Source organism: Vreelandella andesensis (assembly GCF_003989795.1).
In the GTDB taxonomy this organism is placed as follows: Bacteria; Pseudomonadota; Gammaproteobacteria; order Pseudomonadales; family Halomonadaceae; genus Vreelandella; species Vreelandella andesensis.
In genome coordinates, this window is record NZ_RZHG01000022.1 from 36,335 (window position 1) to 57,387 (window position 21,053).

The 21,053-nt window shown below is 51.8% G+C and carries 18 protein-coding genes, 1 pseudogene and 1 riboswitch; of the genes and pseudogenes, 7 read left to right on the forward strand and 12 right to left on the reverse strand.

Annotation, left to right across the window (positions count from 1 at the left end; all coding sequences use genetic code 11):
- Window positions 1–122 precede the first annotated feature (122 nt).
- Window positions 123–692, reverse strand: a complete 570-nt coding sequence (locus ELY33_RS12875) for a DJ-1/PfpI family protein (RefSeq protein WP_126948319.1) — start codon at window positions 690–692, stop codon at window positions 123–125.
- Window positions 693–873: 181 nt separating this feature from the next.
- Complete coding sequence (locus ELY33_RS12880) at window positions 874–1,485, reverse strand: flavin reductase family protein (RefSeq protein ID WP_126948320.1); 612 nt, start codon at window positions 1,483–1,485, stop codon at window positions 874–876.
- A 260-nt stretch (window positions 1,486–1,745) separates the two neighbouring features.
- Between ELY33_RS12880 and arfB the strand changes: the two genes are divergently transcribed.
- On the forward strand, window positions 1,746–2,162 hold the full coding sequence (gene arfB / locus ELY33_RS12885) for an alternative ribosome rescue aminoacyl-tRNA hydrolase ArfB (RefSeq protein WP_126948321.1): 417 nt from the start codon (window positions 1,746–1,748) through the stop codon (window positions 2,160–2,162).
- Between the two features lie 67 nt (window positions 2,163–2,229).
- Complete coding sequence (locus ELY33_RS12890; RefSeq protein WP_126948322.1) at window positions 2,230–2,436, forward strand: DUF1289 domain-containing protein; 207 nt, start codon at window positions 2,230–2,232, stop codon at window positions 2,434–2,436.
- Window positions 2,437–2,450: 14 nt separating this feature from the next.
- On the opposite strand, the gene ELY33_RS12895 is transcribed toward ELY33_RS12890, so the two are convergent.
- From ELY33_RS12895 to ELY33_RS12920, 6 genes are all read right to left on the reverse strand, one after another.
- Complete coding sequence (locus tag ELY33_RS12895) at window positions 2,451–3,518, reverse strand: proline racemase family protein (protein ID WP_126948323.1); 1,068 nt, start codon at window positions 3,516–3,518, stop codon at window positions 2,451–2,453.
- An 11-nt stretch (window positions 3,519–3,529) separates the two neighbouring features.
- On the reverse strand, window positions 3,530–4,696 hold the full coding sequence (locus ELY33_RS12900; RefSeq protein WP_126948324.1) for an alcohol dehydrogenase catalytic domain-containing protein: 1,167 nt from the start codon (window positions 4,694–4,696) through the stop codon (window positions 3,530–3,532).
- Window positions 4,697–4,829: 133 nt separating this feature from the next.
- A complete protein-coding gene (locus tag ELY33_RS12905) occupies window positions 4,830–5,408 on the reverse strand; it encodes an NnrU family protein (RefSeq protein ID WP_126948325.1) in 579 nt (192 codons plus the stop codon).
- Between the two features lie 116 nt (window positions 5,409–5,524).
- Window positions 5,525–6,493, reverse strand: a complete 969-nt coding sequence (locus ELY33_RS12910) for a magnesium transporter CorA family protein (protein WP_126948386.1) — start codon at window positions 6,491–6,493, stop codon at window positions 5,525–5,527.
- A gap of 94 nt (window positions 6,494–6,587) precedes the next feature.
- Window positions 6,588–7,976 (reverse strand): SLC5/6 family protein, encoded by a 1,389-nt coding sequence (locus tag ELY33_RS12915; protein WP_126948326.1) that lies wholly within the window; start codon window positions 7,974–7,976, stop codon window positions 6,588–6,590.
- Window positions 7,966–8,074: riboswitch (TPP riboswitch) on the reverse strand. Its footprint overlaps the gene before it by 11 nt.
- 98 nt (window positions 8,075–8,172) lie before the next feature.
- Window positions 8,173–8,754, reverse strand: a complete 582-nt coding sequence (locus ELY33_RS12920) for a peroxidase-related enzyme (protein ID WP_126948327.1) — start codon at window positions 8,752–8,754, stop codon at window positions 8,173–8,175.
- A 201-nt stretch (window positions 8,755–8,955) separates the two neighbouring features.
- Here ELY33_RS12920 and ELY33_RS12925 point away from each other — a divergent pair, with 201 nt between their 5' ends.
- Window positions 8,956–9,651, forward strand: a complete 696-nt coding sequence (locus ELY33_RS12925) for a hypothetical protein (protein ID WP_126948328.1) — start codon at window positions 8,956–8,958, stop codon at window positions 9,649–9,651.
- Between the two features lie 47 nt (window positions 9,652–9,698).
- Here the strand turns inward: ELY33_RS12925 and ELY33_RS12930 are convergent, their stop codons facing one another.
- Window positions 9,699–11,198, reverse strand: a complete 1,500-nt coding sequence (locus tag ELY33_RS12930) for a CoA-acylating methylmalonate-semialdehyde dehydrogenase (RefSeq protein WP_126948329.1) — start codon at window positions 11,196–11,198, stop codon at window positions 9,699–9,701.
- A 261-nt stretch (window positions 11,199–11,459) separates the two neighbouring features.
- On the opposite strand from ELY33_RS12930, the gene ELY33_RS12935 reads away from it, so the two are divergent.
- Window positions 11,460–12,518, forward strand: coding sequence for a zinc-binding metallopeptidase family protein (locus ELY33_RS12935; RefSeq protein ID WP_126948330.1), 1,059 nt, complete (start codon window positions 11,460–11,462; stop codon window positions 12,516–12,518).
- A 50-nt stretch (window positions 12,519–12,568) separates the two neighbouring features.
- Here the strand turns inward: ELY33_RS12935 and ELY33_RS12940 are convergent, their stop codons facing one another.
- Window positions 12,569–13,567 (reverse strand): alpha-E domain-containing protein, encoded by a 999-nt coding sequence (locus ELY33_RS12940; protein WP_126948331.1) that lies wholly within the window; start codon window positions 13,565–13,567, stop codon window positions 12,569–12,571.
- Between the two features lie 4 nt (window positions 13,568–13,571).
- Window positions 13,572–15,056: a circularly permuted type 2 ATP-grasp protein gene (locus ELY33_RS12945; RefSeq protein WP_126948332.1), complete on the reverse strand. Its 1,485-nt coding sequence runs from the start codon at window positions 15,054–15,056 to the stop codon at window positions 13,572–13,574.
- A gap of 444 nt (window positions 15,057–15,500) precedes the next feature.
- On the opposite strand from ELY33_RS12945, the pseudogene ELY33_RS12950 reads away from it, so the two are divergent.
- The 3 genes and pseudogenes from ELY33_RS12950 to ELY33_RS12960 form a co-directional block, all read left to right on the forward strand.
- Window positions 15,501–16,379, forward strand: a pseudogene (locus tag ELY33_RS12950) (transglutaminase family protein); the annotation flags it as partial.
- A 150-nt stretch (window positions 16,380–16,529) separates the two neighbouring features.
- A complete protein-coding gene (locus tag ELY33_RS12955) occupies window positions 16,530–18,935 on the forward strand; it encodes a circularly permuted type 2 ATP-grasp protein (RefSeq protein WP_126948334.1) in 2,406 nt (801 codons plus the stop codon).
- Window positions 18,932–19,801, forward strand: coding sequence for a transglutaminase family protein (locus ELY33_RS12960; protein ID WP_126948335.1), 870 nt, complete (start codon window positions 18,932–18,934; stop codon window positions 19,799–19,801). Before ELY33_RS12955 ends, ELY33_RS12960 begins: the two co-directional genes overlap by 4 nt.
- Here ELY33_RS12960 and ELY33_RS12965 read toward each other — a convergent pair.
- A complete protein-coding gene (locus ELY33_RS12965; protein WP_126948336.1) occupies window positions 19,788–21,053 on the reverse strand; it encodes a TRAP transporter large permease in 1,266 nt (421 codons plus the stop codon). The two genes, ELY33_RS12960 and ELY33_RS12965, sit on opposite strands and share 14 nt — an antisense overlap.

Sequence of the window (21,053 nt, forward strand, 5' to 3'; positions counted from 1 at the left end):
TTGCCTGCTCTTTAGCATAGCGGCTAACAGAAAAAGCGCCCAGCCACGTTGAGTTGACAGCGTGTGAGTTGATACCGCGTGAGTTGATATCGCTGGGCGCAAAAGGCGCAGCCTGTCAGCGCTTATTTATCCAACAGTGCCATAAACTGAGCAAGCCATGCAGGGTGTGCAGGCCATGCAGGCGCCGTTACTAGGTTGCCATCCGTCACCGCATCAGTGACTTCCAAGTTGGCAAAATGGCCACCGGCGAGTTCCACTTCCGGTTGGCAAGCTGGATAAGCCGAACATTGCTTACCTTCTAGCACCTTCGCCGCTGCCAACAACTGCGCGCCATGGCAAATAGCAGCGACCGGCTTTTGCGTGTCAAAGAAGTGCTTCACCATCGCCAGTACCGCTTGGTTTAAGCGCAGATATTCCGGTGCACGACCACCGGGGACCACCAAGGCATCGTAGTCATCAAGATTAACTTTGGCGAAATCGGCGTTCAAAGCGAAACGGTGGCCGGGCTTTTCGGTGTATGTTTGGTCGCCTTCAAAATCATGAATTGCCGTGGCCACGGTATCTCCGGCGACCTTGTCGGGGCAAACCGCGTCGACTTGATGCCCAACCGCCATTAGCGCCTGGAAAGGCACCATCGTTTCGTAATCTTCAGTGAAATCACCGGTGATCATTAAAATACGCTTGCTGCTCATCTCGCTTCTCCTTGTCGTTATTCGTTGAGGTGCAGAGCACACGCGTGGCGTGTGAAATGAGAGTAGCAAGCCCTATGACTCAGCAGGTAGTAAACCGCTACTACATCCACTTGAATGCGCTTATTTGCAAAAAAACCGTTACTGACCCAGTAGCGGACTTAATGCCTCGGTTGCTGCCAAGTTAAGCAGGTCGTTCAATGGCAAAACGGTCGGTGATCCGCAAGTAGTCGCTGCCTGCCAAGCGCCCCACCGGCTTTAGCGCATCCATATTAATGTGCCTACCATCCCATATCGCGTCATCTATATGGATAGCAACGACCTCAGCCAGCACTAATGTTCCCGCTAACGGCTGGTCCCCAAAACGGATCATATCGTACAGTTTGCAGCCAAACGCGACGGGGGCTCCTGCTATGCGTGGCACGCTGATCCCCACCATTTCAGCCTTCTCTAATCCCGCTAGTAAAAACTCATCTTGCTCAGGGGGGACACTCGCACTGGTCGTGTTGAGCGCTTCTATCAAGGCTTCACTGCCCACATGCACGACGCACTCCGCTAGTTCGGTTAAATTGCGCAGCGTGTCTTTGGGTTGCCCACTGCCATCTAACAGTGGTGAAAAAGCCAGGATAGGAGGATTAACGCTAGCTACGTTAAAAAAGGAGAACGGTGCTAGGTTAGTGTTGCCACTCTTGTCTTGAGTTGACACCCATGCAATTGGCCTGGGACACACGCTGCCTGATAATAAGCGGTAGATAACGCCAGCACTCAAAGGTTGTTCATTAAGCAAGTAATCCATGGGTATTCCTTTGGGAGTGTTTATAGATAGTAGGAAATGACTTTAATTTAAATTGGTGCCATAAGCCGGGCAACTCAACAAGCCCCGCTGAAAGGAAGCCACCCCGTGAGTATAGTGCTTATCAGGCATGCTATCGTTATGGGTAACCGCGATGACGGGCATGGGCTCGCCTTCATGCTATTGAGCTAATCCGCCCTCAATCGGTGCCTTAGCGCTAAGTGTGCTAGCCTTATGAGCCAAATGAGACATAGAGGAATTGAATGCTCACTATCTCAAATAACGTGACGATAGCGGACTGGGAAATCGATATTAGTCAGATCAGAGCGCAAGGATCGGGCGGGCAAAACGTCAATAAAGTCGCTTCTGCGGTACATTTGCGTTTCGATATTCAAAGCTCTACGCTGCCGCCAATCTATAAAGAGCGCTTAATGGCGCTGTCTGATCAGCGTATCAGTAAAGAGGGCGTGGTGATTATCAAAGCCCAAAGTTATCGCGCCCTGGAATTGAACAAAGAGGATGCTCTTGCCCGCTTAAAATTGTTGATTCAAAGCGCAACCAAGCAGCAGAAGGCGCGCCGACCGACGAAGCCCACTAAAGGCTCACAACGCCGCCGTGTTGATCACAAAACCCGTAAAGGCAAAACAAAGTCACTACGTGGTAAAGTGCCAATTTCATAAGGTGTACACGAGATATGTAACTCTCGCCCGGCGTCGTTTTTTCACTACTGTATCGAGCTTTGTCATCATGCCCAGCGCCTCATCCAATTCTACCTTTCAGGTTGCCCGCCCGCTGTCACCCTGTATTCAGATATGTGACATCGAACCCACGTCTTCACTATGCCGAGGCTGTGGCCGAACGCTGGATGAAATTGCCTGCTGGGGAAGCATGACCGAGGCCGAGAAGGCCCCGGTATGGGAACGACTTGAGCAAGCGGGCTATGTCGACGCATGACCGCCAAGCGAGCGTTAGGTCTCGGCGAAGGAATAGACCTCGTCGGTATGTCGGTCACTCAAAATGTGATGCAAATCGCCACACGCTACCAATGGGTCGTCGTAGTTAATCACGATCTTCGATTCTGCCAGCACATAGCTTCGGCCAGTCGTGGTGTTCTCCACCACTTGGTAATCACCTTCTTGATGCGTGCCGGTGAAAGTGCCAATAAACCCCGTTTCACGTAAAGACACTGTTTCTAACTTATCACCAATCGTCAGCCGACCTTCGTAGTTCATCAGCGCCAGTCGCGCCGAGGTTCCCGTGCCGGTGGTACTGCGACAAATAACACCAGGATGCACATACGTCGTTGAACGGGAACGAATGTAGCCGTCTGCCACCTTCTCTTCCGGCCCCAGGAAGTGTAAGAACGGTAAGGGTCCTACATCCCCCAGGGTATAATGAGAAAAATCACGTTGTGCCTGTATCGCCTCGACAATTTTGTAAGCACAAGAGGCAAGCGCCGACTCTTCACTACGCACGAGCTTAAAGCCCAGCTCTTCGGCATCTACTAACGCATAAAAGCCACCGCTGTAAGCGACTGAGTAGGTAATCGTGCCTATCTCAGGTACTTGGATAGTATCGCGATACGTGTCTATATAGCTTGGCAGGCCTTCACAGGTAACTGACTCCACGACGCCGTCACACACCTTGGCCTCAATGTCCACTAAGCCTGCGGGCGATTCCAGCTTAAAGCGCTGAACACCCTCCTGTTTGGGCACAAGACCACTTTCCAACACAGCAGTGGCGGTACACAGCGTGTTAGAGCCGGAATAAATCGGATACCCCATAACTTCCATAATGATATAGCCTGCGACAGCGTCTGGGTGCGATGAAGGCACCAACAGGTCTACCGACATTTCTGGAATGCCATAGGGCTCTTCCAACAGCAGCCGTCGCAAACCATCGGCCTCATCGCGCAGAAACTCCATTTGCTGACGTACGGTTGCACCAGGAAGCACGTCGATACCTCCCGTCACAATACGGCTAACATCCCCACCGGCATGGGTGTCCATCAGTTGGATTGTATGCAGGTTCTTCATAAATATTGCTCCTAGGCGGTGGTGAGGGCAAACGGCGCACCGTGGGTTTCCCACTGCGCATCAGGAACAATAACGATCTTTCCCAAGTAGTTGCTGCCACGGTTCACAAAATAGCGTTCTGCGTTATGCAGATCAGATAACTTAAAGGCTGCGTGCAGCACCGGCTTTAACGCTCCACTGCGAATCCATTCAATCAGTTGCTCTGCTTCTTCACGGGTACCGTGGGAAACACCAAAAATCTGTACCTGATATAGGTAGATTCGAGTCCACATAATTTCGCTGAGGTTGCCGCCACTCGCACCGGCAATGGAAAGCCGCGGATAACTACTGCGTCCCTGCATATCGACAATCATGGTGTCGATAAACACGTCGGTCATTTGTCCGCCAACTAAGTCCATCACTGCATCTATCGGCTGGCCATTGGTTTCGGCCAACACACGCTCAACGAACGTTGATAAATCACCGCGATCAATAACCGCCTCAGCCCCCAACTCCAAAAGCGCGTTCGCTTTATCCGGCTGACTGACCGCGTAAGGAATAGCGCCCACAATCCGGCACAATTGAATCAACGCAGATCCAACACCGCCGCTGGCACCGGTAACCAACACACGCTCGCCTGCGCTTACGTTGGCAGAGGTCATCATGTGATAAGCCGTCTGATACGAGCACATCCCCATTGAGGCAAGTTCCGCATCCTGCAATTCAGGGTTAGGGATGTGATGAAACTGATCAGCAGGTACTACAACATAGTCGGCGTAGCCGCCATCAGCCCCGTGGCCATAATAATCTGGCGTTAGATTGATATTTCGGCGCGCGTCAGCGTAGATATTAAAGTCGAGCAACCCCCGCTCTCCAATACGTGAGGCCTCTACGCCTTCTCCAACTGCCGCCACGCGGCCAGCAATGTCCGCTCCTTGAATACGAGGAAACGTCAGCGTTGGTGAGCCTCCCATCGCAAACGACGTGACTTCCTCTTTCCCTTTAGTGGGGTAAAGCCCTTCGCGCGCTTTCCGGTCGGTATTATTTTTGGCCGTTGCTGTCACCTGAACCAGCACTTGCCCCGGCCCAGGTTGAGGGGTAACCACGTTCTGCCGATACACCAGCTTATTTACGTCACCATGGCCGGTTAGCAACATGGCAGACATTGTCTTTGGTACGTGAGGTACAGCTTCGGCCATAAGGTTGCTCCTGGTTATAGTTGGCTAGACCTACCTGACAATAACAAACTTTTTCGATTACTAAGTGGGTAAAAACAAAAAACGGCGTCAACGGCTATAAACCATTGACGCCGTTTATATTTGTTAACAATATTCAGCTAAAGGCAGGCACGCCAATAATGATGGTGTGTAAATAAAGTGCGAACAAGACATAAGCCACCAAACCAATGACAATGGTCGCTATCGTCGCAGGGACTGACGTTGTCACCGTGCTAGCAGGGTGCTGGCGATCACGTTTTTTGGCCGTTTTAAATGCCAGGATTGCCCACACCAAAAATGCTACAAAAAAGATAATATCGCCAAGTCTTCCGTTGGCCAACAGGTGTGAAAATGCCCAGATTTTTACGGCCAACATCATCGGATGGCCAAGCTTCGCTTTAATCGCATTGCGCGGCACATAAGCTGCCACCAGCATAATAAAAGCGGGTATCATCAGTAGCGCTACCGCATGGCGTAAGCCCGCCGGTGGAAACCAAACATAGATAGGGTCTAGGCGCATTTGGCCAAACCCGTAAATAGCGATTGCTAGCCCAATTACTGATACAACAGAATACGCAAGTTTCCAGGTGTTTTCGCCGTGTTTAGCGATCTGTTGCTGACGCCAGTCTTCAGCAAAGATGCGCACGGAGTGGCTGCCAAGAAAAATCAGCAGGCCGATAATCATAATGGTCATAAAAGTGGCTCTCAGGTTGTTTGCAAGTCGTTGGTCGCCTGGGAGGATGCCACACTAATGCTTAAACCACATGGCGATGTATCAACTTTTCACCGACGACGAGCGTCTGCCTCGATTTAAAACCAGTTTTTACGTTTAAACAGCCAAATTAAGCTACCGCCTATACCCAGCATGCCCCCCAAAACGAAAAAGTAACCGTAGTGATAGCGCAGCTCTGGCATGAACTCAAAGTTCATACCGTAAATACCGGCAATAAACGTCAACGGAACAAAGATGGCGGTAATCACGGTTAATACACGCATGGTGGTATTTAACTGGTGAGAAGAGATCGAAATATAGCCATCGACGAGATCACCACAAATGTCGTAATACATTTGTGTCAGTGTATATAGGCGCTCAAAACGCTCCTCTACATCAGTGATAGCATGTAGCGTCTCACCTTCACCACGAGGAAGATGGGCATAGTCATAGGCAGTAAGCTCTTGGGTAATGCCTTTGTGATAGCTAAAAATTCGGCGCATTTTCACTAAACGTGAACGATAAGCGGTGATTTTACGCATCAGCACATCGTTGCCGTCTTCTAGCAGTTCGTCCTCAATGTCGCTTAGTTCGCTTTCAAATTCTAATAAGCTATCGATATAGAAGCCTGCCGAAATGTACATAACCTTCAGCGCGACACGCTCCGGAGATAGTGCCAGCAGCTTTTTGCCATGCTCATTAAAGAGCCGTTCAATACTAAGGGCCTCACCGGCGTGCAGAGTAATTAGAAAGCGCTCACCAATAAAGAAACACACTTGCTGAGGCACAAAGTTAAGCTGAGCATCAAACGAGGAAATACCTCGGTAGATAATCAGTGTGTGATGCTCAAACTCTTCAATTTTAGGCGGATGGCGCTCTTTGTGGGCATCTTGAATGGCCATCGGATGACAATCAAACCGCTCCAGCACTTGGCGTTCACGCTCTTCCGACTCCCCTTTCATGTCTATCCACAGGTGGCTGCTGGGCGTTTCGTGCCAAGCATCGATAAGGCGTTCATCGCCTTCACGCACATCACCCTCGGGTGTTGTAAGTAGGCTGCGAATCATCATCGTCCCTGTTAAGTTGAGTCACGACTTACCTGTAGGTTTCAGACCTTTCCCCCAACGCATGGCCACTAAGCGCTTTACGGCCCTAAAGCGCTTACAGTTTAACGCTTTGGCGAATAGGCAGGTATGCCAGTGTGACGCTGACAACGATAGACGCCAGCAGCGCTCCTAAAAATGGCCCTAAGGTTGGAATGCTGCCGGGGAAAGTAGCGGCTATGACGCCAGCAGCAAGACTTCCTTGGCTTATCCAACCCGGCAGAATTGCCCCCACTAACCCAGCGATACCACCGCCAATGGCAGCAATGGGCGTCATACGTTGCCACAGGCCGAGCAGAACAGGCACAACGATAGCGGCACAAAGTAAATCGGCAATCAAAAAGAGCCGCAGCACTGATAACCCTTGCAGCGCAATAAGCACCACCGGCACCATCATTGCAACGGTTACCCAACGTGCGGTCGTTAGAGACGCCGCGTGACGTTCACCGCCACGTCCAACGATCAGCGACGCTATACCGTTTTGCAACGTATCGACACTTGAGGTCACTAGCGTCACTGCCAATACCAATGCAGGTAAGGCTACCCAGGCAGGTGCCTCGGTTAGCAGCGCGAAGAAAGGAATAGGCGGTTCCCCCAACGGCACACCGCTCATCGCGGCCATCATACCGACACCACCAATCACCATCACAACAAGGACAGTCATACCGCCACCTAGCCAAGCGCCTCGTCCTAAGCTCTGATCATCTTGAGCTGCCCACACACGTTGCCAATAGCCTTGATGAAATAAATTGGCGGCAGTTACCGCGATGACCAGTGTCAGGGCAACGCTAAGCGCACTTGCAATAGGAATAGACGGCATGGCCGCATCGCTTGGCATGGCGGGCAGACGCCATATCGCCACACCACTAACCGCTAATAACAACGCCAACAACAACCATGCCTGCCAACGATCTGTTGCAAGACTTGCCCGTAGCCCGCCGATCACCGTATACACCAAGGTAGTGAGCGCAACACCAATAATCACCAGCGCGGGCGGCACATCGGAAAGCAGCGCTGTAATAGCGCCTATCGCTGTTAGTTCCGCCGCTAAAAAACATCCCATGTAAGCCACAGACACCAGCAACACCCAATGGCGAACGCCTTTGCCATAACAGGCATGGGCAAATTCAGCGATGCTGCGACCCTCTGGTAATGCTCGACGGATTTTAGGGCCGTACAAACCTAATACGATAAATGGCAGCGCCGACCCCAGCGCATATCCCGCCAACGCTAACGGGCCCACAAAGGCACCAATTTCTGGCGGCGCAAATAAAATCCAAGCGCCCATTCCTGACGCTAAAAATGAGAACCCGAGCGTAGAGGCAGTCTGCGAGTTTCGTGCTGTGACATAGTCATCAAGCGACCCCTGCACATGACGTGCACGCAGGCCCAAAAAAGCAAAGCAGAAGAGTGCCGCACCAAGTACGGCTGTCGTTAGGTAAGGCATGTCGCACTTCCTCCGCCGGTATGAACCGGATCAGGTTCCAGGGTCTGCGCAATGCGCATTCTCAGCCCATCATGGTGTGGGCTCCCCTGGCGACAGTGAATGAAGACGCTATCCTCGGCGAAAGCTGTTCGTTAGTAAAGTCTATACATCAGTAAAATTGCCTTTGAATAACGCCTAACCGCACGCTCTCTTAGTGTTAACGCGGTAGGCGCCCCATCAAATAAAACTCCTCATTAGGAGGAGTACCCGCCATGGTAACTAACCGATTCGACATGCCGAAAAAGCCAGCGATAGCGCCAATGTCCCAGCAATCCTCAAGCGTAAAGCCTGCCTGTTCCAATGCTGTTTGCCAAGCGGAGGAGAACTCACCAATCTCAATACCACAGTGCATCGCAAAATCCAGCATGACACGATGCCGTTCACTCAGCCCTGCCGTCAGATGGTTAATGGCCACATTGTCAGCGACTAAAGGATCTTTACTATAAATTCTCAATAGCGCTCCGTGGGCAACTACACAGTAGAGGCAGCGATTGCGCGCACTGGTGGCAACGACAATCATCTCTTTCTCAGCTTTAGTCAGCGTATCGGATTCACGCTCCATCAACGCATCGTGATAAGCGAAAAAAGCACGAAATTCCTCTGGGCGATGAGCCAGCATTAAGAACACGTTGGGCACAAACCCCGCCTTACTTTGCACTGCTAGTATTGCATTGCGAATATCGTCGGGCAGTTCATCAAGCGTTTCTGGTACACGGAAGCGGCTAAGCAGATTAGTCATCGTTACACCTCTTTTCCTGATGTTAGGTTTTGAATTTTTGTTTTTATAAAGCAATTACGTTATTGGATGACGTAATTCGGTAGCAAAATACTCAACAAAGTGACTTTCAATCGTGGCTAACGCTGTTCATACTCTAAACTATTCAATGACATATAAGCCGTGCAGTGAACGCGTTAAGCGGCAATAAAAAGGGACACCAACATGCATTACTCCGAAGCCAAAGAGCATACGCCAGGGCGCTTGCATACACTATTTGCGGACCCTTATTGTGCGTTTGAAAACGATGCGGATGAGCGACAGCTTCATATTCGGATAATGCTACACACCCTTCTTGCCCTACCCATGCATCATGCGCGGGTCACTCTCCGGGTTATCCATGGATGGGAAAACGGTGGTTTCGAGCCAAGTGATCTAATGCACAGGGACTATCCTCTTGCTTCTTTAGATGATTTTCATCATGTGGCTAACAGCGTTTCATCAAACTCTCAAGAGCATGAGACATCCTTAAGCGCTAGTCCGTCGCTACTTTCAGAACCCCTGGCTAGCGTATTCGCTAACGCTGAAGCCGAGGGTAACGACGTTTCAGATACCGTGCGTAACACACCTGCCCGTTGGCCTGCTTTTAAAGGCGGTTTAGCACTTTATACGCTCTTCAAAATGTATCATCGGTTGGTTTACGGTGAAGACGACAACTACCGCTGCTCACAATGTGAAACACCTGACGGCCTACATGAACTTCATGAGTTTCATCTTGAGGAAGGCGAATTTGCACTGCTAATTCCTCACAACGCTGAAACGCAAACTACTGCTCCTACCACTCTCATCATGCACGCCAGTCAGCTTGGTCCTATCAGCCAGCTTTTAAAAAGAAGCCTACCGTTATTCCAGGATATTTGAGTCGAAACTTAAAAAGCCCCGCTAGACGGGGCTTCTTTTCGGTGCAATTAGCCCAACGAAATAGTGCTATTGATGCCGCTGGATACGTTTTCTGGCTCAAACCAACGGGCAGTGACCGTTTTTGTTTGCGTCCAGAACGTAATTGCCTGCTTGCCGTTTGGCCCCAGATCGCCAAGCTTGGAAGCTCGCGAACCTGTAAAACTGAAGTAAGCGACGGGGACAGGAATTGGCACGTTGATACCAATCTGGCCAACCTCGATATCGGTTTCAAAGCGACGCGCTACCCAACCTGAGTTGGTAAATATCGACGTACCATTGCCATTAGGGTTAGCGTTGATAAACGCAATCGCCTCATCGAGGGTTTCCACACTGACCACGCACAGCACCGGGCCAAAAATTTCTTCACGGTAAATGGTCATTTCAGCCGTCACGTCGGCAAATAGCGTTGGGCCGACAAAGTTTCCGTTTGGATAGCCATCTACCGTGCAGCCGCGGCCGTCCACCATCAATTTAGCGCCCTCTTTTTCACCTGCCGTAATCAGGCGCTCAACGCGCTCTTTTGCTTGGGGAGAGACAAGCGGCCCTAAGTCGGCATCACGCTGAGTGCCCGGACCGACTTTCATGCTACGCGCACCTTCCTCGATATCTTTCAGCCACTCACGGGCTTCGCCTACTAGTACGACAACCGAGTTAGCCATGCAGCGCTGACCAGCGGCACCAAACGCCGAACCCAGTAGACTATCAATCGCTTGGCTGCGGTTGGCATCCGGCATAACGACGCAGTGGTTTTTAGCGCCCATCATCGACTGCATACGCTTGCCTGCAGCAGCGGCGCGGTTGTAAAGCAAGGAACCCACATGGGTCGAACCGATAAACGACAGTGCTTTAATATCCTGATGATCAGCAATCTGATTGGCAACATCAGGACCACCATGAACCACGTTTAGAACGCCTGCCGGGACGCCTGCCTCATGGGCAAGTTCAACCAAGCGCATTGTGGAACTGGGGTCTTGCTCAGACGGTTTCAGTACAAAAGTATTTCCCGTTGCAATGGCCAGCGGGAACATGAAGCATGGCAGCATAATCGGAAAGTTGAAGGCAGTAATGCCCGCGCCAACACCTAACGGCTGGTGCATAGTATAGACATCGACTTCATTAGCGGCATTTTCAGCCAGCTCGCCCAACTGTAGCGATGTAATCGAGCAAGCATGCTCCACGACTTCTAGGCCGCGACCCACTTCACCTTCAGCGTCTGGCAGGGTCTTACCATGCTCTTCCGTAATTAGTGCAGCTAATTCAGCGGTATTTTCGCGAATCAGTGCCTGAAGCTTGAGCATGATACGCATGCGCTTACCAAGCGGCATTTTACGCCACTCTTTAAATGCTGTTTTAGCACTGGCAATCGCACGCTCGACTTCTTCGGCGGTGCAAAAAGGCACGCGGGCAACCACTTCTTGGGTGGCAGGATTAACCACATCACGCCAATCCTGGCTCTGTGACATGACTGGCTGACCATCGATATACATAGGGATTTCACGAACGGGCATGACTACCTTCCTCATTGCTGTGTTTGTTATGAGTCGCAAGTATGAACCCTAGGGTATATCAGCAAGTTGACGTAAACGTCAATTAGCCACTTGATATAGATGAAAGCAACCTAGTATTGAGATCTATGCTTTTCATAGCGGCCACACCCTCGCTATGCTGGCTATTAGCGCCATTTGCTGCATAGTGGAGCGTGGGGTTTTTCCAGATGCGCGCGGTCATCACAGTGCTCATCACGCTGTCCATCACTCAAGGAGCCATCCATGCAGACCTTTAACTGCCGCTGTGGCAATCCGCTGTTTTTTGAAAACACGCATTGTTTGGCCTGCGGCTCCGAGGTTGGCTGGTGCCCTGCCTGCACGACTATCGTGGCATTAGAACCGTTATTGAATGGTGAGTATCGCTGCACCCACCCAGGCTGCGGGTCAGCACTAGTGAAGTGCTACAACTATGCGGTTGAGAATGTTTGTAACCGCATGGTAGTGATGTCGAAGGGATATGGCGACACGCTGTGCGACTGCTGCCGCTATAACAAAGTGATTCCCGACCTTGGTATCAATGGTAATCGGGAACGTTGGGCCGCGCTGGAAGGCGCTAAGCGACGGCTATTTCACACGCTTGGTTTATTGAAACTTCCCCACGGCATCGGCGGGGAAAATATTCGTGTTCCGCTCAGCTTTTCGTTTATGGCCGACGCTCTACCCGACCATGGGCTTTGGCGCTCTACCGACAACCAAGAGAAGGTATATACCGGCCATGCCAACGGTCATATCACCATCAACGTAAAAGAAGCCGACGCCGTTGAGCGCGAGCGCCTACGGGTTGATATGAATGAATCCCACCGCACACTGATTGGTCATTTCCGACATGAAATTGGTCATTACTACTGGGATTTACTGGTAAAAGGCCTGGATGAAAACGCCTGCCGCCAAGTGTTTGGTGATCATAACAACCCCACCTACAGTGACGCATTAGAGCACTACTACCAGCAAGGCACGCCAGCCAATTGGGCATCCCAGTTTATATCTGCCTACGCCACCATGCACCCGTGGGAAGACTTTGCCGAAACCTTTGCGTTTTACCTGGACATGGTTGCCGTGCTCGATACAGCGCTGAATATGGGACTTTCCCATGCCAAGCATGATGGCACGCTGGACGATATGCTACTGGCGTTTCACCAGGTAGGTATGGCCGTGAACGAGCTTAATCGTGACATGGGCCTACTCGATTTAGCGCCATACGTGATTGCCCCTGCCGTGCGAAAGAAGCTGACGTATCTGCATCAACTAATTCAAAATGCGAACGCCAGCCCCTATGCCTAACTACGTTAACTTTTATGCCTAACTACGTTAACTTTTATGCCTAGTTACACTTAATCGTTATCGTCATCTCCTGCGTGGCTTTGCGATTGAAGCTGCGTCACCCGGGGAACCCCGTCACTATTCACAAAGTAGGTTGCGCTTAGCATGTCGTGAATCGCAGCGAAGCCAATCTGTAGTTCATCTACAAAGGCATGTAGCTTACTTGGCGAATGGGCTAGCGCCTGAATATCAGCATCCACCACATCGGCCCGCACAAGCGATACCGTTGCGGCAGCACGATCTTGCCTGGGTAGCAACTGTAGCTCATGCCCCACCGTTTCCAAGCTACAGGCAATGGAGCGTGGCAGATTGGGATCTTGCAGCAAAAAGCGCAGTACATCAGGGCCTCGCACCCGCAAGCGCACTTGCTGGCGATACATCTGATACGCCGTGAGCGACTTCAACACACTCATCCACTGAAGATTTTCAAACGGCAGCAACTCATCAGGATTTTGCGGTAGCAGGCTGGCTGAACGAACATCAACAATCCGGGTGGTCATGTCTGCCCGTTCTAAATGGCGCCCCAATTTAATAAAGGTTCGAGCAGGGCCATAACTAAGTGTCCCTTCGATTAAACCCGTCAATGTTTGACAGCCACGAATCACACTTTTTAAAAACGTGTCCCGCCGCCGTGGACTAACACCGTTTTCCGCATGCTCTGCAACACTAAGATAGAGATGGTTGACCTCTTCCCAGATCTCCCTCGGCACGACATCACGGGTGGTCCGTAGATTTTCTCGAGCGCTCGCTAAAGCAGCCAGAATAGAGCTACCATTTTGCGCATCGGCACATAAAAAGTGCACCACGCTACGCTCATCAAAGCTTGAATGGCGCTCGTTAAACGCCTCTAGTGTACCGGTCATTTCAATCAACGGTGCCCAACCCAGGGGCAAATGACGCGGCAAATCTAACATGAGGTGGCTATTAACGCTGAGTAGCCGAGCAGTGTCTTCGGCCCGCTCGATATAACGCGCCATCCAGTAGAGGTTTTCAGCTACGCGTGACAGCATGGCGCTAGACTCCTTCCTGCTCAGCGGCAGCCGCCGCGTTCTCATCGGTTTCAACAATCCAGGTATCTTTACTGCCGCCCCCTTGGGAAGAGTTCACCACCAGTGAGCCTTCTACCAGGGCGACTCGAGTCAAGCCACCGGTGGTCACATGGGTTTCTGGACCGGAAAGAATAAACGGACGAAGGTCTACATGACGCGGCTGCGGCAAGCCGTTCGACAACGTGGGGGTAGTGGAAAGTGCCAGTGTAGGTTGAGCCATATAGTTACGGGGATTGGCGTTAATCAGCCGAGCAAATTCGTCACGGGTTTCTTTGGTTGAATGTGGACCGATCAGCATGCCATAGCCGCCGGACTCATTCGCTGGCTTTACGACCAACTCATCCAGGTGCTCCAACACGTATTTGCGATCCTCTTCAAACATACACAAATAGCTGGGTACGTTTGGTAGCAGTGGCTCCTGGTCGAGATAGTAGCGAATGATCTCAGGCACAAAGGCATAAACGATTTTGTCGTCAGCGACGCCCGCCCCTGGCGCATTGGCAAGCGCCACTTTTCCCGCCCGCCAAGCGCGCATTAACCCTGCCACACCAAGCATCGAATTAGGATTAAACGCTTCAGGGTCAAGGAACTCATCGTCTACACGGCGATAGATAACATCAACGCGTCGCAGCCCTTCAACGGTTCGCATGTAAACCACGTCGTCGTCATCTACCAGCAAATCACTACCCTGCACTAGCTCAACGCCCATTTGCTGAGCAAGGTAGGCGTGTTCAAAATAGGCAGAGTTGTAAATACCAGGTGTTAGTACAACGACCTGTGGGTCATCGCCGGGGCGAGGCGACATTGATGCCAACATGTCGTAGAGGTTGGCGACATAATCATCCACGGGAAGAATTTTGCCCGACGCAAATAGCTCAGGCAGAACACGCTTAGTCACGTTACGGTTTTCGAGCATGTACGAAACCCCAGAGGGAATACGTAAATTATCTTCTAGCACATAAAGCGTACCATCACCGCCACGCACTAGGTCTGACCCGCAAATATGCGCCCAAACGCCATGAGGAGGATTAATACCGACACACTGGGGCCGGAAATTAACCGATTGAGCTAACACTTCAGCAGGCAACACTTTGTCTTTAATTACTTTTTGATCATGATAAAGGTCATCGATAAACAGATTTAGCGCTTGGACGCGTTGTTTTAAGCCCGCTTCAGTTTTACGCCATTCACTGGCTGGAATGATTCGCGGCACAATATCAAAGGGCCATGCTCGGTCAATGACGGCGCCCTCCGAATACACAGTAAACGTAATCCCCATGGTGCGGATGGCAATTTCCGCCGCAGTTTTTCGCTCGGCCAACTCCTCCGCACTAAACCTTGCCAACATATTACACAGCTCATCAGCCGAGGCACGTGGCTTGCCTGGGGCCGCTAGCAACTCATCGTAAAAGTCACTGCACGAATAGTTGTTCCAATTCACTTGGCTCATGGGCGCTCTCCTGGCGCAATGGTGGAAGCGGCAACTTCCTATAACGTAGAGCAGGCCTATCACCGCACGAACAACGCTGTTCTACCCATATATAAGCACGCAAAACACATACCACCTTTTTCGCTTTTTCAACGCTAAAAGAATTCTTTAAACGTGTATCTTCCTTAACTATCTAATCGGATCTCAACTACATCTGCACATAATGGTTACTTTTATTTAGCATTTGAGAAGCAAACTTAAAACAGTAAAAAAAGCACCAGAATAGTGCGGTGAATTAACACTAATGGTGCGTTTTATGTTTTTCTTACTTCTTTAACGACTTAACGAATTTTGCTGCTGCAAAATAACCCAACTACAACGATACTGCCTTTACTTACCTCTCTTAATCGAGGCGTCATAAAGAAGGCAAATCGGTTGATACAGACTTACCTTAGAGGGTGGCTTATGACCATTCGTGTTGCCTTACATCACCGAACTGCTTATCACTTTGACCGCCCGGTGAATTTGTCACCCCATGTGGTTCGCCTCCGCCCTGCGCCTTACTGCCGCACGCCTATTGATGCCTACTCACTGACTATTTCAGGAAGTGATCACTTTATAAACTGGCAGCAGGACCCGTTCGGCAACTTTAATGCGCGCATCGTGTTTCCAGAACCACGTGACGAACTGATCATCACGGTCAATCTCATTGCTTCGATGACTGAAATTAATCCATTTGATTTTTTTCTGGAAGATTTCGCCCAAAAAACGCCTTTTACTTACCCGGAGGAGTTGAGCAAAGCACTATGGCTCTACCTTGAGGTTACTGAGACTGGCCCGCGGCTAATGGAATGGATAGCAACGATTCCTAGAGAACCCACCAACAGCGTTGATTTTTTGGTGGCGCTTAATCAGCGGCTCAACAACGACATCAGCTACCTGCTACGTATGGAGCCCGGCGTGCAGAGCTGTGAAGAAACATTGGTACTGGGCAAAGGCTCCTGCCGCGATAGCGCATGGCTGCTGGTGCAGATTTTTCGCCATTTAGGGTTGGCCGCTCGTTTCGTATCCGGCTATTTGATTCAACTTGCCTCCGATGAAAAAGGCGTGGGCAGCCCAAATAACAAAGACATTGACAGCACTGATCTACATGCATGGGCAGAGGTTTTTTTACCTGGAGCCGGCTGGATAGGCCTTGATCCCACCTCGGGCTTGTTTGCCGGCGAAGGACACATTCCCCTGGCCGCCACCCCCACTACCGGAAGCGCTGCTGCTATCACAGGCTCCTCCGAGAAATGCAACACCGCGTTTAGCGTGGACATGCATATTGAGCGTATTCGCGAAGCCACATAGGCGACCAGCCCTTTGGCAACCCAGCGCTTTGGCGACTAACATGGACAAGCGATTTTACAGTGGTTCGACCACGCTAATGCTTTCCTATTAAGACAAGCTGCAGGATAATTCGCTGCATATTTGCTTAGGACTACAAGGCTCATGACGGCCCCTGTTTCTTCCACGCTTCTTGAACTCGGCACTGCCGGGCTTGTAGAAGATTATTTCCATCAGCTTGGCGAGAGAAAGCCTGGCATTTTCGATGCCATGATGGACCGTCATGGAAAACTTCGGCCCGGCTGGGAAAGTCTGTTAGGGTCACTGGATACACTAGGCCCAGAAGGTCGCCTTCAACAGCATGAAGAGATTCAGCGGCTGCTAGCAGAAAATGGCGTCATCTTTAATATGCATGATGACGCCCGGCGCTCCTGGCGATTAGATCCACTTCCCTGGGTCATCGACCACGCTCAGTGGCAAGCTCTGGAGCTTGGATTGATCCAGCGTAGTCGCCTACTGAATGCACTTTATGATGATATTTACGGCGCGAGAAGCCTGTTTGATAAGGGTTTATTGCCGACACAGGCGTTAATCGCCTCAGCGCATTTACTGCTACCCTGCCACGGCTCACAGCCCGGTGACCGTCCGGCCATCAGTTTTCACGGTGTGGATGTCATTCAAGATAGTGAAGGGCAGTGGCGCGTAATTGGTGACCGTTTACAGGCCCCGTCAGGCACAGGCTTCACCCTCGAAAACCGCATTTTAATGGCGCGTGCGCTGCCCGAAATGTACCGCAATGCCCCCCTCAAACGGTTGGCAGGCTTTCTCGACAATTATCACCGCACCCTGACGGCGCTTGCCTATCAACACCGCGACAACCCAAACATCGTACTGCTTACCCCTGGGCCAAGCAGTCCGCGCTATTTTGAGCACGCGTATCTTGCTAACTATCTCAATATCGACCTTGCCGAGGGACAAGATTTAGTCGTTAGGGATTCACAGCTATGGCTACGTACGTTAGGCGGTCTACAGCCTGTGGATGTGGTGCTGCGTCACTGCGACGATGCCTACTGTGACCCGCTTGAACTGCGTGGCGACTCCCAGTTAGGCGTGCCTGGTTTACTACAAGCCGCCCGCACTGGCGGTGTGGCGATCTCAAACGCGCTTGGCGTAGGTATCTTGGAGTCACCCGAGCTTGCCGACTACCTGCCCGCCCTTTGCGAGCATTTACTTGGCGAAAAGCTGCTCTTACCTAATGCTGATGCTGCCACAATACCGGCCACAGCGCCGGTATTTGATAACCAGATGCAGCGCTTAACGCCCACCACGCTGAACCTGCGCTGCTTTATTAACCGTTCAGCGAGCAGCCTCACAACCCCAGGTCAGCAGCTCAGCGATTACCATGTCATGCCTGGCGGCCTAGCCTGGGTGGGAACACCCGGCTCTCCGTCACTAAGCAGCCCTATCGTGAAAGATGTATGGGTCACAGCCAACGCCCCTCAGCCTCACGTCAGCCAGCTTCGCCAGGCCCGCGGCCCGGTAGTCGCTACTCGGGACGGCACAGACCTTCCCAGCCGTGTAGCGGAAAGCCTGTTTTGGCTAGGCCGCTATGGTGAACGTTTGGATGCGCGAGCACGCCTGCTGCGTGAAGCGCTGATGCGGTTAATGGAAGTTGACCAAGACGAAATAGCGGACCAGTTACTCGATGAACTCCTGATAGCCCTGAATATCACCACGCTTAACAATGATGGTGAAGGTGCTAAGCTACGGATTGTGGGCTTTGTGCAGAAACGTGCCGCCTTGCTCGCTCAGTTTGATGATACTGACTCCCAGGCTTTGCATGCACTGTTTGACCAATTACTGAGAAACGCTCGTAGCGTTCGCGACCATCTAGGTGATGATTCCTGGCGCGTTATTAATCAACTTCGCCAGCGTGTCAGCGCTTTTAATTCAAGCCTTGGCGCTAGTGCTGCAAGGCGTTCCTGCGAAGGACTTTCCGCGCAAATTGCCGCCTTTTTTGGCCTGTGCAACGAAACCATGCCCCACCACTACGGCTGGCGGTTTATGGACATTGGGCGCTTTTTAGATCGCGTTTTAGGGCTACTGTCGCTACTCAAACTCACGCTTAACGCGCCGCACACACCGGGGCTTGCGCTCTGGGAAGTAGTGCTGTCCACCACCGACAATTTTACCGCTTACCGCAGGCGTTATCGCAGCGAGCTGCACCCTGAGGCGATTCTGGATTTACTGCTCTTTGATGAGACTAACCCACGCTCGGTGGGCTACATGCTCCAACGCCTTGAGCGTCAAATGAACCGTCTACCAGGCAGCTCGTCTCCTTACCGTAATGCGGAGCGGCGCCTGTTAATTCAGGCCAATGCGGCGTTGCATTTAGCCGATATTGACCGCCTCAATCACCTTACCGATACCCCCGAAGCACAACAAGCGCTAGCGCAGCTGCTTGATCAACTGATTGAACCGCTGATGGCGCTTTCTGATGCCATCAGCCAAAGCCATTTCAGCCATGTCGAGCGGCCGCGCCAATTAGTTAGCATGGAGCCTGACGCATGAATTACACTCTGCGGCACACCACGCGCTACCTCTACAACGCTCCCGTCACACTATGCCACAGTGAAGCAAGGGTGCTGCCACGCAGAACGCTGTATCAGGAGTGCAGTGCATCTGAGCTAACCATCAGCCCACTGCCGCGGGTTCAAGCAGAACGACGGGATGTGTTCGGCAACCGTGTGCTTTACTGTGCGATGGAAGACGTTCACCAATCCTTGGACGTGACGGTAACAACCGAGCTCACTACCCTGCCATTGGCACCACTACCTGCATCTTCTCCTGCTTGGGAAGATGTCGCCAAACAGCTCCACAGCGATAGCCGTTTTGATATGCAGCTGTATCGTCTAGATTCACCGTTTATCCGCCGTAACGATGAATTAGCTGCGTTTGCCCGTCACTGTTTTACACCCGGCCGCCCACTCATAGAGGGCGCGCTGGCACTTAACCAACTGATCTACGATACCTTCGAGTACGACCCTAGTTTCACCACGCTCGCGACCCCGCTGAGCGACGTGCTGGCTAACCGCCGTGGGGTGTGCCAGGACTTTGCCCACCTAGCCATTGGTGCCCTACGTTCGGTGGGCCTGGCTGCACGTTACGTCAGCGGCTACCTGGAAACTCAGCCGCCTCCCGGCCAGCCACGCTTAGTGGGTGCAGACGCCTCGCATGCTTGGCTAGCCACGTGGATTCCTGACTGGGGTTGGCTAGCCCTTGACCCCACCAATGGCACCATTGCTGGCGAACAGCATCCCGTTCTTGCTTGGGGGCGTGATTATGCCGATGTCGCGCCGCTAAAAGGCGTTATGAACGGCGGTGGAGAACATCAGTTGGAAGTAGAGGTTGATGTCATGCCGATCACCGCTGAATAAGCCCATTGGTTAGCCACGGCAGCCAGGCGAGAAGCACAAGGGTCACTAGCGTGGCCAGTAGAAAAGGTAGCAGCGAGCGAAATATTTTCAGCGGCGGTGCGCCAGTCATCGAAGATGCGATAAACAATCCAGCCCCTACGGGAGGAGTTAATAACCCCATCACCAGGGTTAAACACACCACCACACCAAACTGATAAGGGCTAATAGCGAACTGGCTTTGGGCAATCGGCATTAAAATCGGCACCACCAAGATCAGCGCTGCAATGCCGTCAATAACCATCCCTACCAACAGCAGCGCGCCAATCACCAGCAGTAAAAACACAAAAGGGTCGCTGGTCAACGCCGCAATCCACCCCGCAGCCATTTGCGGAAGCTGCTCGTAAATGACCACCCAGCCAAATACGCCCGCTGCCGCAATCAACATAATGACCAATCCTGCATTAATCGCTGTGCGAGTAAGCACCTGGGGCAACTGACTTAAACGCAAGTCACCATATACAAAGCGCCCCATGAGCAATGCCGCAAGAGACGCCAGCGCAGCCGACTCGGTTGGGGTGGCAATGCCCCACAAAATACCGCCAATAATAATCACAGGTATGAACAGGGCAGGCAGCCCCCAAAGCAGGTCATGAAGTGCCTGACGGCGAGTCGGCCACTCGCCTTTCGGGTATTGCTGCACGAAGCCTACCAAAGCAATCACTATAAAAAAGCTTGCCCCTAGGAGCAGTCCCGGTAACAACCCAGCAATAAACATTTCTGCGATAGGCACCTGAGCCATAACGCCAAACAATACAAATAGCATCGAAGGCGGAATAATTGGCGACAGTAACCCACCGGCAGCGGTAATCGCGGCGCTGTAGGACCTATCGTAGCCCTCCTGCTCCATCGCCGGCACCATTGCCCGGGACATAATGGCGATTTGCGAGGCCGCCGAACCAATAATCGCCGCCATCATCATGTTGGCGACTAAATTGATATAGGCAAGGCCACCACGAAATCCCCCCACTGCAATACGCGCCAGTGCGATTAAACGGCGGGTTAAGCCACCTTCATTCATTAACTCGCCCGCCAGCATAAATAGCGGAATCGCCAGCAACCCATAGCTTTCAATGGCACTAAACAGCTGCTGCGGGTACGAATCAAACAACACCGTATTACCAGACGCCTGGATATACCACATGGCAGTCAATGCCAGCACTAGGGCGATTGGCACGGCACCAAGCAACAGCAGCAAAAAAACAGCAATCGTCAT